At 71.6% G+C, this 14,554-nt stretch carries 14 protein-coding genes and 2 pseudogenes; 4 read left to right on the top strand and 12 right to left on the bottom strand.

Features of this window, described 5'->3' with window-relative positions; all coding sequences use genetic code 11:
* Positions 1-475 precede the first annotated feature (475 nt).
* Together OTB16_RS10710 and OTB16_RS10705 are read right to left on the bottom strand one after the other, a co-directional pair.
* Positions 476-691 (bottom strand): hypothetical protein, encoded by a 216-nt coding sequence (locus OTB16_RS10710; protein WP_267719797.1) that lies wholly within the window; start codon positions 689-691, stop codon positions 476-478.
* 274 nt (positions 692-965) lie between these two features.
* A complete protein-coding gene (locus tag OTB16_RS10705) occupies positions 966-1,334 on the bottom strand; it encodes a WD40 repeat domain-containing protein (RefSeq protein ID WP_267719796.1) in 369 nt (122 codons plus the stop codon).
* Positions 1,335-1,551: 217 nt separating this feature from the next.
* Between OTB16_RS10705 and OTB16_RS10700 the strand changes: the two genes are divergently transcribed.
* On the top strand, positions 1,552-2,124 hold the full coding sequence (locus OTB16_RS10700; protein ID WP_267719795.1) for an XRE family transcriptional regulator: 573 nt from the start codon (positions 1,552-1,554) through the stop codon (positions 2,122-2,124).
* A gap of 382 nt (positions 2,125-2,506) precedes the next feature.
* Entirely contained in the window at positions 2,507-3,199 is a 693-nt protein-coding gene (locus OTB16_RS10695; protein ID WP_267719794.1) for a zinc finger domain-containing protein, read from the top strand.
* Between the two features lie 22 nt (positions 3,200-3,221).
* Here the strand turns inward: OTB16_RS10695 and OTB16_RS10690 are convergent, their stop codons facing one another.
* From OTB16_RS10690 to OTB16_RS10655, 8 genes and pseudogenes are all read right to left on the bottom strand, one after another.
* Positions 3,222-4,904 carry a nickel/cobalt transporter gene (locus OTB16_RS10690; RefSeq protein WP_267719793.1) on the bottom strand — a complete coding sequence of 561 codons (1,683 nt, stop codon included), beginning with the start codon at positions 4,902-4,904 and terminating at the stop codon, positions 3,222-3,224.
* Entirely contained in the window at positions 4,901-6,244 is a 1,344-nt protein-coding gene (locus OTB16_RS10685; RefSeq protein ID WP_267719791.1) for a tetratricopeptide repeat protein, read from the bottom strand. Before OTB16_RS10685 ends, OTB16_RS10690 begins: the two co-directional genes overlap by 4 nt.
* Before the next feature lie 82 nt (positions 6,245-6,326).
* Positions 6,327-7,880 (bottom strand): DUF4331 domain-containing protein, encoded by a 1,554-nt coding sequence (locus tag OTB16_RS10680; RefSeq protein WP_267719790.1) that lies wholly within the window; start codon positions 7,878-7,880, stop codon positions 6,327-6,329.
* Positions 7,881-8,345: 465 nt separating this feature from the next.
* A complete protein-coding gene (locus OTB16_RS10675) occupies positions 8,346-8,723 on the bottom strand; it encodes a DoxX family protein (protein ID WP_420717672.1) in 378 nt (125 codons plus the stop codon).
* Positions 8,724-8,864: 141 nt separating this feature from the next.
* Positions 8,865-9,098 (bottom strand): annotated as a pseudogene (locus OTB16_RS10670) (DUF4396 domain-containing protein); the annotation flags it as partial.
* 161 nt (positions 9,099-9,259) lie between these two features.
* A complete protein-coding gene (locus tag OTB16_RS10665) occupies positions 9,260-9,892 on the bottom strand; it encodes a DUF305 domain-containing protein (RefSeq protein ID WP_267719789.1) in 633 nt (210 codons plus the stop codon).
* A gap of 121 nt (positions 9,893-10,013) precedes the next feature.
* A complete protein-coding gene (locus OTB16_RS10660; protein ID WP_267719788.1) occupies positions 10,014-10,424 on the bottom strand; it encodes a DUF6153 family protein in 411 nt (136 codons plus the stop codon).
* Between the two features lie 4 nt (positions 10,425-10,428).
* Positions 10,429-12,462 carry a heavy metal translocating P-type ATPase gene (locus OTB16_RS10655; protein WP_267719787.1) on the bottom strand — a complete coding sequence of 678 codons (2,034 nt, stop codon included), beginning with the start codon at positions 12,460-12,462 and terminating at the stop codon, positions 10,429-10,431.
* Positions 12,463-12,555: 93 nt separating this feature from the next.
* Between OTB16_RS10655 and OTB16_RS10650 the strand changes: the two genes are divergently transcribed.
* Both OTB16_RS10650 and OTB16_RS10645 read left to right on the top strand, forming a co-directional pair.
* A complete protein-coding gene (locus OTB16_RS10650; RefSeq protein ID WP_267719786.1) occupies positions 12,556-12,942 on the top strand; it encodes an ArsR/SmtB family transcription factor in 387 nt (128 codons plus the stop codon).
* 110 nt (positions 12,943-13,052) lie between these two features.
* Positions 13,053-13,613, top strand: a complete 561-nt coding sequence (locus OTB16_RS10645; protein ID WP_267719785.1) for a hypothetical protein — start codon at positions 13,053-13,055, stop codon at positions 13,611-13,613.
* Positions 13,614-13,837: 224 nt separating this feature from the next.
* Here OTB16_RS10645 and OTB16_RS10640 read toward each other — a convergent pair whose 3' ends face one another.
* Both OTB16_RS10640 and OTB16_RS39500 read right to left on the bottom strand, forming a co-directional pair.
* A complete protein-coding gene (locus OTB16_RS10640) occupies positions 13,838-14,215 on the bottom strand; it encodes a MurR/RpiR family transcriptional regulator (RefSeq protein ID WP_420717671.1) in 378 nt (125 codons plus the stop codon).
* A pseudogene (locus tag OTB16_RS39500) lies at positions 14,195-14,386 on the bottom strand (IS256 family transposase); the annotation flags it as partial. The pseudogene OTB16_RS39500 and the gene OTB16_RS10640, both read right to left, overlap by 21 nt.
* Positions 14,387-14,554 lie beyond the last annotated feature (168 nt).

The raw sequence follows: 14,554 nt of genomic DNA, 5'->3' as shown, positions 1-14,554 counted from the left end.
GGTCTCGTCTGATCGCCCGCTTCAGAAAGCCGCAGGTCAGCATACCCGACCCTACGCTTTCATCGGCACCGGGGGGAGCTGTGGCAGCGGAATCGGAGGGCCGTCGCAGCCCTTCACCTCGCCCTGGCGGATGCCTCGCGTCCAGTCCGCGCGGAACTGCCCGATGCCCGCCGGCTGCGCCCGGTCCAGGTCCAGGTCCAGAACAAGGTACGCGGGAGCGTTTTCGCAGGCCACGGGGGTCTCGAATCGCCAAGCAGGACAGGCCATCGCCCGTCGGGCCAGTGTCCACCCCGCGAAACGGTGGAACGCAACGGCGTGGACGCATTCGTCAGGCCAGGACCTCGACAACCTCTACGCCGTGGACACGGGCTTCTTCAACGGCTCGAGAGGCGAAGCGTGCCGGGCATACCAGACGCCATGGTCATCCACAGCCTCCGTCACCTCTTCGGTGTCCCTCCGGGCGGGACGCTCCCGCTCACTCCCCCGCGCGGCTCATGGACGCGACGCACAACGGCCCCAGCGGGGTCTCGCGCAGCGCGGTGAAGCCGAAGTGTCGGTAGAGGCGGACGTTCGCCGGGTCCGCCATGGTCAGGTACAGGCCGTGGGGTGCGGGGGTGGTCGCCAGGACGTGGTTCGGGAGGAGGCGGCCGGCCCCGCGTCCGGTCAGGCCGGGACGGGGACGGACGCCCACGAACTCCAGGGTCCAGGCTCCCGGGGGTGCGCCCGCGTCGGTGGTGCCCAGGTGGCGCAGGGTCCGGCCGAGGGCGCGCGGCCCGCAGCGCAGCCCGGTGCGGGCCCCGTCGCCGACCCTCTGGTGGACCCACCGATCGCCACTCCGCTGCGCTCGCGCCGAGCGGAAGGCCGTTTGCCGTTGCGGGAGTCGCCGCGATTCTCGCCTGCGGGATCGTGTGCCGGTAGAGCCGCCGGCCCTCGGCCTGGCCCGGGCCACGAGATCGCTCCGGGCCTCAAGGGACGTTCCAGAGGCGGACGGTGCCCTTGTCGCGTCCCGCCGCGAGGGTCTTGCCGTCGGGGCTGAACGCCAGCGCCCCGATGGGTTCGCCGCCGGTGAAGTCGGCGGTGGTCGACCCCGAGGCCGTGTCCCACAGGAAGGCCTTGCCGTCCCGGCCGGCACTGGCCAGGAGACGGCCGCCCGGGTGGAACGCGAGCGCCAGGATCTCGGCTTCGTGGCGTTCCAGCACGGCGATGTCCTGACGGGAAGCGGCGTTCCACAGACGCACCGTGTAGTGCCTCTGCGCGACGGCCAGGATCTGGCCGTCCGGGCTGAACGCCAGCAACTCCCCGACCTCGTTCGGATCTCCGGCGAGGGTCGCCACGGACTGGACGGCGGGCAACTGCCACAGCTGGACGGGGGCGCCTGAGGCCAGCAGGCCGCCGTCCGGGCCGAATCCCGTCGGCCCGCGCTTCGCGCCCTCCGGAAGCGGTCAGCCGGGTACCGGGCCGGCCGGGCACCGGGCCGGGCCGCTGGTACGACACTGCGCTCCACGCTGCTGGAGTTGCAAAGCCTCATGCCGTTTCAGCATGCTGGTGGGCATGGGCACCGAGAAGAAGGACCGGCTGGCAGCGGTCGGGCCGCGGCTGCGGGAGCTGCGACGGCGTCACCGGCTGACGCTGGCCGGCCTCGCCGAGCGGACCGGGATCAACGCGAGCACGCTTTCCCGCCTCGAAGGCGGCACCCGCAAACCGACCTTGGAGATGCTGCTCCCTCTTGCCGAGGTCTACGCCGTGCCCCTGGACGAGTTCGTCGGCGCACCCCGCACCGGTGATCCGCGCATCCACCTCAAGCCCGTCACCCGCAACGGCATGACCTTCGTGCCGCTCAGCCGCCCCGGCGGCACCCAGGCCCACAAACTCCTCATCCCGCCCCGGCCCGACACCGAACCACAGCTCAGCACCCACGAGGGCTTCGAATGGGTCTACGTTCTCGCCGGCCGGCTACGCCTGCTGCTGGGCGAGGAGACCGTGGTCCTCAAGCCGGGCGAGGCCGCTGAGTTCGACACGCACGTGCCGCACTGGCTCGGCTCGGACGACGAGCGGACCGTGGAACTCCTCATCCTGTTCGGCACCCAGGGGGAACGGGCCCACCTCAGGGCCCGCACCCCCTGACACCTGTACCCGTACGTCGGATTCCCCGGGCTCCTCGGCGTACAGGCGCTCGGCCGTTCCCCGTGCTGGTCGCCCTCGCGGACCTGAACGGACGCGGGATACGGCGGGTCCCTGCGCACGGGCGGGCCAGAACGCTTCGCTCGTGCGGGTGAATGACTCGACGCCTCTGCCCGCAGCGCCCGCAGTCCGGACATGGGACCCCGCTCGGTGCGATTCGCTGCGCGCGGTCCGCCGGTTTGGCTCGGTGCTCCGGATTCACCCGAAGGATGCGTCTCAGGGTTCACTTCCGGAGGGATCCGGGCGCAAGGGTGAACCGGCACTCTGTTCAACGGCCTCTGGGGAGGCCCGCCAGCCTGCGCGTGAGCACACTACCGTGCGTCGCGTGAGCAGTACGCACTCTGAAAGAAGCACCAAGCGGGCCCTGGTGGTCTGTCCGGTCTGCGGCGACACCGTCGGCCGCTACACGGTCGAGGAGGACCAGTACCTGGACCTCGACCTGCGCCAGGCACCCGCCTCCCTCGTTCCGCCGGGGTCAGGCTGGCAAGTCGATGAAGCGGGTGCACCGTTCAGGTGGGACGGAAACAACCATGCGGGACCCGTACACGTCCTGCACGAGGACGTCTGCCCGGCGCGCCGCCCCATCGGTCCCGACCCGCTGATCGCCTTCTGGGGCACGGATGAAGGCCGCGCCCAGACCCGGACGACACTGGCCCGCTTGCAGCAGCCCCTGCTCCTCCTCCGGCGCACCCCCCGCCAGGACGAGGTCCGGGAATCCGTGGCCTGTCCCCTGTGCCGGGCACAGGCCGGAAACCCCTGCAATCATGTCAGCGGAGCCGACCGCGCCGCCAACCACGCGCAACGGGTCACCGCCTACCGTGCCGCGCTCGCCTCGGACATGCCCCGCCAGTTGGGCGGGGAACACGTGAGGCCGGTGCACCCCGAAGAGGCGCGGACCATCGTCTGTCCCCGCTGCCGCGCACTGCCGGGCTGGGCATGCGTCAACGACGACGATCAACTGCGGGTGTGGCACCACCGTGAGCGCGTCGCCGCCTACGCGCGCGCTCCTGAACCGTGAGTGTCCGAGTCCCCCTCGCTCCTCAGATCCCGGTGAGGGCGCGAACGGTGAGACCGATCCCGACGAGGAGCACGAGTGCGGAAGTCGCGGCCGGTCCGATGCGCCCCAGGGTCTTCAGACGCTGGGAAGCCCGTTCGGCGGCGTGGACGGCGATACGGTCACGCAGGCGCACGAGGAGGAGTCCGGCGAGGGTGAGCGTGACGGCCATGCCGAGTCCGTAGCCGATGACGAGCAGGACGCCGAAGGCGGTACGGCCCAAGGCAATGGCCCCGAGGAGGACCACGAGCGCGGAGGGGCTGGGGACCAGGCCGCCGGCGATGCCGACTCCCACCAGGGCCCAGCGCCCTCTGCGGGCCGGAGAGCGGGCGGGGCCGGCAGCCTCGTGGCGGTCGCTGTGGCTGTGGCTGTGCGACGCCGGGGCGTGCTTGGTCAGGACCACCACGGAGCCGTCCGTCGATGGGGTGCCCGGCGCCCGGCGCGCCGGCGGCAGACCGGCCGGCGCGTCGTGCCCGTGCCCGTGGCCGTGACCGTGACCGGGCCCGTGGCCGTGCCCGGACCCGTGGCTGTGACCGGGCCCGTCATGGTCGCTGTGGTGGTCGTGACTGTGATGGCTGTGACTGTGGTGGTGGTGATGGTTCGCCTTACCACGAAGTGCGGAGCGCAGCAGTTGAAGGCCGATCGCGGTGACGAGCAAGCCGCTGGCGAGCCCGAGCCAGACGAGGACGGTTTCCCCCGCGAGGTGGGTGGCCAGCGGGAGGGCGAGGCCGAGGGCGAGGACCCCCGCGGTGTGGGTGAGGGTGACGGTGGCACCGACGGTGAAGGCGTCGCGCGGGGTGCCGCGTCGGCCGGCCAGATACGCGGCCATGATCGTCTTGCCGTGTCCCGGCATCGCCGCGTGAGAGGCACCGAGTACGACGGCGAGCAGCAGGGCGAGGAGGCCGACGGGCACGGTGAGTTCGCGGCTGCCGACCAGGGTGTCGAAGAGGGTGGAGACCTTGTTCAGGGCGGCGGTGGCAGGGCCCGACCCCGGCAGGCCGGGGGGCACGATCCGGGCTGCCGGCCCGTCGCCGGGAGTGGCCCGGAGCTCTGCCGTCCGCTGGTCGAGCGGGGCGGCGAGGGGATCTCGCGGATAGTGCCGCAACTGGTTGGTGGGTGAGGCCGCCGGAACGGTGGAGTCGGCGACGGTGACTCCCCGGCCGTTGGCGGTGATCTCGTGCCAGCCGACGCGCCGGGTGTCGTAGTGCGTGGTGACACGGATGGCGGTGGATGAACCGAGGTCCGCTTCGGCGGTGAGGTGGCACGCGAGGCGGCTGGTCTCCAGCCCGGCTTCGCCCGGGTGGAACGTCAGCATGCTGGGGCCGCTGTCCCAGCGCGCTTTTCTGCTGCCGATGTCGGCGCCCAGCTGCCTGGTCAGCACGGCGCACTCCTCGTCGGCGTACGCCTGTGCCTCCCCCTTCGTCACCGATCCGTCGTGATTCTGGTCGACGAGCGGTCGCTGTTGCGCCGCCGCGATCTCGGCGCGGTCGACCACGATCTCGGCATCGACCGCGTCCGGGCGCAGCGTGATGCTGGTCGAGTAGTTGACGGTGAAGTTGCCCAGGGGGTGGGCGGTGGCGGCCGGCGCCGCGGCGATCTGTGCGATCGGAACGAGGAGCACGGCTGCGAGAGGGACGGCTGTCAGGCGCCGGCGGGTGAGGAGGTTCATGAGGCGTCGTCGATTCGCCGGATCGAGGTGCGCGCCGCAGAGGCGTGCACCGGGTGGAAGTACGGGTCGGTGGCCAGGGCCCGTTCGAGGTCGCGCCGGGCGTCCGCGGTGTTGCCGAGGGACTGTCGGATGGTGCCGCGGTGAAAGAGGAAGAGCGCGCTGCGGGTGCCGAGGGCGAGGGCCTTGTCGGCTTGCGCGAGGGCCTCTTCGTCGCGTCCGGCGCGGTGCAGGGCCCAGGCATAGGCGTCGTGGACGGCGATGAAGGGGCGTTCGGACACGGCGGCTTCCGCCATGGCCACGGCCTGTCGGGGGGCGCCGTGGTCGGCTTCGAAGAGGATCGCGTCGACATCGGCGGGAGCGCCTTCGGCTCGGCGGATCTTCTCCTGAGCGCGCAGGACCGCGTACTGGCTCTCGGAATCGGCCCGGTGGCCCAGGGACTGCTGAAGTTCCCCCAGCCCCAGCAGGTACTGCGGCAGGGGTGCCACCGCGATGGCCGCGGTGTAGTCGGCGACGGCCTGCCCGGGCTGGCCGAGGGCCGCATGGGCTTTGGCCCGTGCCTCGAGCAGGCCGGGGTCCTGGGGTGCTTCGGCCAGGCCCCGCCGGGCCTCGCGCAACGCGGTCGCCGGATCGCCGCTCTCCAGGGCGAGTGAGGACAGGTGGGTGTGGGCGAAGGCCCGTTCACCCGGGGTGCCGGCCGCACGCAGGGCGCGTCCCATCACCGCCTTGGCCTGGAGCGTGTCGCCGCGGAGTTCGAAGGTGTAGGAGGCGCGGGCGAGGGAGGAACTGTCGGGGCGCAGATCGGCCATCGTCTGGACGGCCGTGTAGGAGTCCTCGTACTGGCCGAGCTGGGTGAGTGCGTCGGCCAGGATCCCGTAGGCGGCGGGGGTGGCGGGGCTGGTCACGATCGCCTTGCGAGCCCAGGTGAGGGCGTCGTGGAACTCGTGGCGTGCCGCGGCGAGCGCGCCCATGCCGATCTCCGCGTGGAGGTTCTCGCCCGGCTGGAGCGCGAGCGAGCGGCGCAGCGCCGCCTCCGCCTGCGTGTAGGCGGACTGATCGGCAGTGGTACGGGCCTGTTGCACCAGGGCCGTACCGAGGTCCGCCCAGCTGACGGGATCCGCCGGCAGGCGCCGTACCCGCTCCCGCAGCGCCTCGACACCCCGGACCTGGACTCCGGGTGCGGCCGAAGCCGAGCTTTCCGCCGCCCTGTTGACGCCTGCCGGGGAGGCCGCCACGGCGCCGGCGGTGAACATGGCCACCCCCAGGGCGATCGTGATCGCGCCGTTCCGCAGGGGTCTGCGCCGACGGATCGAGGGGGCGGGTTCGTCTTCGGGCCGGTGCACAGGGTCCTCCCCGGTGGGCTGGGCAGAGGTGTCCGGGCGGAAGGCGGGAGGTCAGCCCCGGTTCCCGCCCGGAACGGGCGGGTCAGCTGGTCTTGCGACTGCGGCGAAGGCGGAGGCCGCCCACGGCCAGGAGCAGGGCGCCGAGTCCGCCGAGGGCTGCGGCGTTCTTCGTTCCGGACTTCTGCAGGACGCCCGGCCCGCTGTTGACGGACTTGGTGTGCGGCAGCGCCAGGTACGGGAACGACGTGCCGAAGGGCACCTCGTTGGCATTGACCCTGTCGCCGTCGGCCAGCGCCGGGACGAGCTGACCGGTCTGGGCGGCGCCTTCGACGGCCTGGAGGGAGATGTCGATGACGTCGTCGGTCAGGCGGCGGCCGTTGGGGAAGCCCGCGAGGTCGCCGGCGAGGACGCCGTAACGGTTGGGCCGCGCGGTGGGCGGTACGGCCATGTTCAGGCGCAGTTCCTCGGCGGGCACGACGTCCCGACGGTTCGCGTCCCGGTTGAGGCGGTGGGCGTTGAGGTCGGCCTGGATCGGCCCGCAGGCCTTGCAGATGCCGGTCAGGTAGATCTCGAAGAGGTCCCGCCGGGGGGTGGCGGGGGCCGGGATTCCGTAGATCTGCTGGATCAGCTTGGGCAGGATCGGGTCGAGGACCTTGTCCACGACCGGCTGGACGGTGCGGTCCTGGTCGGGGTTGAGGGTGTTGAAGGCGTCCTTGAACTTGATGGGGACGACGACCTCGTTGACCAGGGGGTTGCCGAGGCGGGAGACCTGCTTCCAGTTGTCACCGTGCTTCGTGCGGGAGTCGGAGACCTGGACGCCCTGCCGGTCGGTCGTCGACCACACGCCGATGACCGGGTTGCGGCCGGTGTTCCCCTTCAGCGCGAGGAGTCTCTTGGGGACCTGGATGGCGACGGAGTTGACGTTGTAGCCGGCCAGGGTGTCCTGGCCGCGCTCGGACAGGTCGCCGCCGTACAGGAGGTCGAAGACGCGCAGGTCGGCGAAGAACGGGTCCTCGGCCTGGCCGGCGTACGTCTTGCCGCCGCCGGGGAGGTTGAGGATGGCCTGGTTGCGCAGGGACGCATAGTTCGGCATGGATGCCGGGCCGACGCGGGAGGGAGCGGCCGGCACGCCGGACAGGAGCACGGTGGACTTGCCGCCGGTGGTGACGACGAGGTCGTAGACCTGGCGGAAGTTCAGGTCCGGGTCGTTCAGCGTGGTGACCGGGCCGGTGTTGTACAGGAACTGGTTGGCGTCGTCGCGGTAGCTGCTGCGGAAGCGCCAGGTGTAGGTGACGTCCGCGTTTCCGTCACCAGTGTTGTCGATCTTGATGTTGTAGCGGGCGTCGTCCGCGAAGGGGTAGAAGTTGGGGCCGCCGTTGGGCTCCTCGAACGGGATCCAGTTCGCCAGGAGAGTGACCGTGTCGGCCTTGTCGGGGCTGGTGAACGCGTACACGTCGGTGTTGTCCGCGCGCGGGTCGCCCGCGATCAGCGGGGCCTCGCGGTGGCTGGAGGCGGCGCTGACCCCCGGGGCCAGCGTCATGGCGGCGAGGCCGGTCGCCAGAGCGCCCGCGCCCAGAACGAGGAGGGACTGGTCGAACACGCGCCGCGAACGGGGCCGTGCGGAGGTGGAATTCAAGGCTGATCCTCTCGACTGCGAACCGCGTCCGGCCGTGCACACGCGGCCGGGCGGGGACGTTCAGTTGGGGAGAAATTCGGTCGGTCAACAGGCCTGTGAGGCATGAGTGACGACTCAAGGCCCGCCGACCGCGTGTCGTTTTCACGCTCGGAACGTGCAAACGGAAGGAAAGCACGCAGCACCGGCGCCGGGTGACCGCATTCCCCTCCGGGATCGGGAAAGGGCCCCTCCCAACGACGCATTCGCACTGGCCACAGCCTTTTGGAGGCAAAACAGAAGGCGTCATAATCGTCGCGACACGCAGCGAAAACACTAGACCGACCGGGCGTCTCCGCGTTATTGCGACCCATTCGCAATAGAGAATGCGAGGGGATCGCCCCCCATCCATCGTCGGACCCAATTGACGGAATGCGGAAATGGAGTGACGGCACCCCGTCACCCCATTTCCGCACAGATTGCGGGCGGCTACGTCCCAGCTGGTACGGAGGCGGCGGGGGACGCGAGGCGCTTGCCGACGGGCAGGGAGAGGGCCGCCGGGGCGAGGACGGCGAGGGCGAGGAACGCCCAGCAGTACAGGGCGGCCGGCTCCCCGTCATTCTGCATCGGGAGGAGGCCCTGGCTCTGGCGCTCGGTGAAATAGGCGTAGGCCATGACACCCGAGCACAGGAGCGCCGCGGGGCGGACGGCCACGCCGGCGGCGACGAGGGTTCCCCCGCCGAGTTCGATGAGTCCGGCCCACCAGTACGGCCACCTGCCCACCGGTACGAGGTCGCCGCCGAGGACGCCGAAGAGCTTGGCCGCGCCGTGGCAGGCGAGGAGGGATCCGGTCACGATGCGGAACAGCGCCAGCAGGTGGGCGTCGCTGTGGCGTGGAACGTGGGGCAGGGGTGACTCCGGGGATCAGCGGACGGTGAGGGTTCCGGACATGAACTGGTGGATGTCGCAGACGTAGTCGTGCTTGCCGTGGGTGCGCGGCTGGGGCGCGACGAACGCCAGCGTGATCGCCAGGATCATCGTCTGGGCGTTGCCCCACATCAGGGCGGTTCCGATGACCATGCCGAGGATCTCGCCGATCACACATCCGGTCAGGCAGTGCAGCGTCGCCTTCGCGGCGGTCCCCCAGGTCACCCCGCCCGACCGGCGCCCGGCGTGACCCGCGTGCGCCTGGTTCGCGCTGCCATCGTGAGCGGTGCCGGTGTGGTGCGCACTGTGATCCATGACCGTCATCCCCAATCCCGTCCAGTGCGACCCCGCTCCGGCGGCCCCACACCCTCAACGCATACCCTCTGGGGGTATTCTCGCCAGGGCGTGAACCCCGCACGGGACGCAGGAGCGCGCGAGGGACGCAAGACCCCCGCACACCCCTCCGCCAGAGTGGGTCAGTTCTTGCCGAGCAGGCCGTTCATCCTGGCGATCTCGGCGGTCTGCGAGGTGATGATCGCATCCGCCATCACCTTGGCCTCAGGGAAGGCGCCTTCGGCCTTCTCCGCCTTCGCCATCGCCACGGCACCTTCGTGGTGCTTGATCATCATTTCCATGAAGGCGATGTCGAACGCCTTGCCCGACGCGCTCTTCAGCTCGCCCATCTCCTCGGCCGTCATCATCCCGGCCGTCCCGTGCGCCGAGTGGTCCGCGGCCCCCTCGGCGGGCACCGGCTCGCCCCATGAGGTCAGCCACCCCGACAGCGTCTTGATCTCCGGGCCCTGGGCCTTCTTGATCTCCTCCGCCAGCTGCTTGACCTCGGCTGATTCGGCCCTGGCGGGCGCGAGGCCGGCCATGTCCACGGCCTGGCGGTGGTGGGGGATCATCCCCTTGGCGAAGGCGACGTCGGCGGTGTTGCGCTGCCCCTGCGCGGCCTGAACGGAAGCCGAGGCGGTAGGCGACTGCGAGGTGTGGCCGTCGTGCCCGGCCGAGCTGTCGCCGCTCGACCCGCAGGCCGCGAGGACGAGTACGGCCGTACCGGCGGCCGCGACAGCGGCGCTGCGGCGGATGAGGGAACGGTTGGTGTTCATGGTGGTGCGACTCCTTGATGCGCCGCCCGGGCGGGCGGGCGCGATGCGGAACGGGCATGTGCCGGAGCGCGGCATCCCCCCGCCGGCCGAGCCGGGGCAAGGAGGTGCCGTGCGGGCGGTCCTATATCCGCAGGAGTTGCAGTTCAGCGAGGTCAGGCGGTGCCCGGCCGCTCTCGGCGGCCCCCGCCGCGCTGCGGGACAGCGCGGCAGGCACGGGCCCGGAATCGAGGGCAGCGGCCAGGACGGGAGGCGAGTACGCGGCGCCGACACCGGCCGCCGCGCACGTGGCATCCGCGTGGTCCGCGTGGCCCGTACCGCCATCGGAGTGCGAGCAGGCGCCCGCCACCTGCCGGGCGGATCCCTCGTGGGCCATCGCCATGTCGTGAACACCGGCGGCCGCCGGCGCCCTCGTGGGAACGGGGCCCGGACCGAGGCCGTGCATCGCCAGCACCCCGGCCAGCAACGCCAGCACAAGCAGCACGAAGCCGCGCCCGGCGGGGCGACGGCTCGACGGCTGCCTCGTGCTGGTCATACCGTCATCGTACGATCCGGCCCGGCGACTCCGCTTCCCCTGCCGGCCGGGATCCGCCGGCCGACCCCACCGGGCCGCCTGCCGGGTTCGTCCAGGCGGACGCGCGCAGAAGGCGCAGGCCGTTGAGGCCGACGATGACGGTGGACCCCTCGTGGCCTGCCACACCCAGTGGCAGCGGGAGCGTGGCGATCAGGTCCCAGGTCACGAGCACGGTGATGAAGATCCCGGCGATGACCAGGTTCTGCACCACCACACGGCGGGCCGTGCGGGACAGTGCCACGACGGCGGGGATGGCGGCGAGTTCGTCGCGCACGACGACAACGTCGGCGGTCTCCAGCGCGAGGTCGGAGCCGGCCCTTCCCATCGCGATACCGGTGTGCGCGGCGGCCAGGGCCGGGGCGTCGTTGACGCCGTCGCCGACCACCAGCACCCGGCGGCCCTCGGCCTCCCACTGCTTGACCGCGGCGGCCTTGTCCTGCGGGAACAGGCCGGCGCGGACGTCGGCGATGCCGACCGCCGCCGCCAAATGGCGGGCGGCGCGCTCGTTGTCCCCGGTCAGCAGGACCGGGGCCCGGCCGGCCAGTTCGGTGAGGGAGGCCACCGTCGCCTCGGCATCGGGTCGCAGGCGGTCGGCGATGCCCAGCACGCCGACCGGGATGTCGTCGCGCAGGACGACGACCGCGGTGCGTCCTTCGTCCTCCAGGGCCCGCACCGCGACGTCGATGTCCCGGTCTGCGGCCGCCTCGAGCCGGGCCGGGGATCCGATCCGGACGGTGCGGCCACCGACGTCGGCGGTGACACCCGACCCGGGGACCGAAGTGAAGCCGGTGCACGCGGCGAGCGTGAGGCCGCGGTCGCGGGCGGCCTGGACGACCGCGCGGGCCAGGGGGTGCTCGCTGGGGTACTCGGCCGCGGCCACCAGCGCCAGCAGCCCGTCCTCGTCGAGTCCGGAGGCGGGGTGGGGGCGGATGTCGGTGACCCGCGGGGCGCCCTCGGTGAGGGTGCCGGTCTTGTCCAGCGCGACGACGTCGATCTGACCCAGGCGCTCCATGACGACGGCGGACTTGACCAGGACACCGTGGCGGCCCGCGTTGGCGATGGCGGACAGCAGCGGCGGCATCGTGGAGAGCACCACCGCACACGGCGAGGCCACGATCATGAACGTCATCGCACGGAGCAGGGCCGGCCGCAGACCGTCGCCGAGGGCGAGAGGGAGCGCGAACACCGCCAGGGTCGCGACGACCATGCCGATCGAGTACCGCTGCTCGACCTTCTCGATGAACAGCTGGACGGGGGCCTTGGTCCCGGAGGCTTCCTCGACCATCTTCACGATCCGGGCGATCACCGAGTCCGCCGGGTCCCGCTCGACCCGCACGCGCAGGGCGCCGGTGCCGTTGACCGTGCCGGCGAGCACCTCGTCACCCACCTGCTTGGTCACCGGGAGCGGCTCGCCGGTGATGGTCGCCTGGTCGAGGTCACTGGTCCCGTCGAGGACCTGACCGTCGGCGCCGACCCGCTCGCCCGGCCGTACCAGGATGACGTCGCCGACCGCGAGGGTGTCGGCGGGAACGCTTTCCTCCCCGCCGTCCGGCCGGAGCCGGGTCGCGGTGCTCGGCGCCAGGTCGAGAAGGCCGCGCACCGAGTCGGCGGTCCGGGCCGTCGCCACGGCCTCCAGCGCACCAGAGGTGGCGAAGATGACGATCAACAGAGCCCCGTCGAGGACCTGCCCGATGGCCGCGGCGCCGAGCGCCGCGACGACCATCAGGAGATCCACGTCCAAGGTCTTGTGCTTCAGGGCCTTCAGGCCCTCCCAGCCCGGCTCCCAGCCGCCCGTGACGTAGACGGCGGCATACAGCGGAGCCCACAGCCAGGCCGGGGCCTCCAGGAGATCCAGTGGAAGGGCGATCAGGAACAGGACCAGTGCGGCCAGCGCCCACCGGGCCTCCGGCAGAGCCAGGAGCCGCGCGCGCCGTTTCGGCGGCTCGGGACACGGCCGGCTGGAGGGCGGCGCGGGCCGCGGGTCGAGGACAGCAGACATGACAAAGCAACCCTTCACGGGCGGATGAGGCAACGTTTCCACCATACAGGAACACCTGAACAGGTATTCACATATGGTCGGTATGCTGTCCCCATGGGCCACGGAACCAGCACCACCAGCAGCGCCAGCACCCGGGAGCGCCTCGATGCCGTCGGCACCGCCGACGTCGCCGCCACCTTGCAGGCCCTCGCCACGCCCTCGCGGCTCCACATCCTGGCCCGTCTCCAGGAAGGCCCCTGCTCCGTGAGCGACCTCGCCGAGACCGTGGGCATGGAAGCCTCCGCCTGCTCCCACCAGCTGCGGCTGCTGCGCAACCTCGGCCTGGTCACCGGAGAGCGCCACGGCCGCTCGATCGTCTACGCCCTCTACGACAGCCATGTCGCAGAACTCCTCGAGCAGGCCCTCTATCACGTTGAGCACCTTCGGCTCGGCGCACGCGACTCCGCTGCCCGCCGAACGGAACGCGCCGATACGGAGTGACGCACGGTTCCCCGCGGATCACGGGGAACAACCAGGCTCGCGCCGCAACCGGTCGGCACCCGTCCGCACCACGGCCACACAGACGAAGACATCGGTCGGGAGGCACCCTGTTGACGAACCCACCGCCGGGAAACGCGCGGCATCTGGACAGCTGGGCCAAGGACTTCATCGATCTGCTCGTGACGGAGGATGACGTCGACTGGGCCCTGCCCGCCGCGATCCACGGACACCCCGAGCTGTCCGCCGAAACCAGTCAGCGCCAGGCACACGCCGTGCACGCCGCCGCCATGGGCCTGGGTCATGCCGGATGCGCGGCGGCGGCAGGCGTCAGCCAATCCCTCCTCGACCGCTGGCGCACCGAGCCGGCCTTCGAGCAGGCCCTCACCGCGGCCACCGCCATGGCCGCCGCCAACGCTCCCCGGCCAGGGCAGATCAACAGCTATGGGCTGCGGATCCTGCTGCGTTCCCTCGCCCGGCACACCCCCGTCGGGGCGGCCGCGGCCACGATCGGCCTCACGCGCCGACAACTCGAACGTATCCGCCGGGCGAATCCCACCGTGAACAGCCTGATCGAGGCTGCCATCCTCCACGGACGCGGCCGCCCGGCCCGCGGGCCCGCCTACCGCCTGGTCCACCGCAGCGACTCCGCGCCCCCGCCTGCGGTCGAGTGAGGGTGCGGCCCTCCCCCGACCCGGCGCGAGACGGAGAGCGCGAACACGCGGTCCACCCCGGCCCCGGGCCGCCCAAGGGCGTACCCCTGGTCAGCCCCCGAGGGTGGTCTGCTCGCCCATGGGTGCCCCTGCCCGGCCACTTCACGAACGCGGGGCCGGTGCGCTCCGGATCCGCGGCGTTCTCCAGCCGCACAACGGCGAGTACCGCACACCGGCAGCCGGCATCAGACGAGTCCTGCGCGGCGGGCGGTGTCCTCGGACTGCTGCATGTGCCGGTGGGCGTCCTCACCGAGGGCCCGCATCACGCCGGCGATGACGGTTTCGACGACGGCCAGGGTCGGGACCAGGCTGTCGTAGGGGGAAACGGTGCCGACCTGGCTGGGCAGGACGACGTCCGCCTGGGAGGTCGCCGGAGAGAGCCAGGCGTCGGTGAAGACGATGACCTTGCCGCCGGCCTCACGCGTCATCTGCGCGATCGCCGCCTTGTCCTCCTCGTACCGCCGGTAGTCGAAGAGGACGACGGCGTCGCGCCGTGCCAGGTGGGTGAGTTGGGCCGTACGTTCCACGGCGCGGTCCGGCAGGAAGCCGAGGTGTTCGCTCATCTCGGCTTCCAGGGCCCGCTCCAGAACGGCCTTGGTGATCTCTGTCAGGAGCCCGCCCTCACCGAGCAGGGCCGCTCCCGAGGCGTCAGCTTTGTCGAGTAGCCGCTCGACCACCTCGTCGACCATCTTGTCGCCGGCCACGGACGCGGCCGCTTCGTCTTTGTCTGCCATGACTCGTCCGATCCGCCTGGCCCACAGGCCCGAGGCCGAGCCCGGGGCCAGGCTTCCACATCACGGACTTACACGATCTTTCAGACACGCTCGCCGATGCCGGCAGCTGGTGACCTGGGTGGCACACAGGGCGGGCAGGGCGGTGCGTGGCCGCGACTGGACCCCCGT

The sequence above is a fragment of the Streptomyces antarcticus genome (assembly GCF_026627255.1).
Lineage (GTDB): Bacteria > Actinomycetota > Actinomycetes > Streptomycetales > Streptomycetaceae > Streptomyces > Streptomyces antarcticus.
The sequence above is the reverse complement of the archived record's forward strand: the minus strand, read 5'-3'. Positions and strand labels throughout refer to the sequence as shown.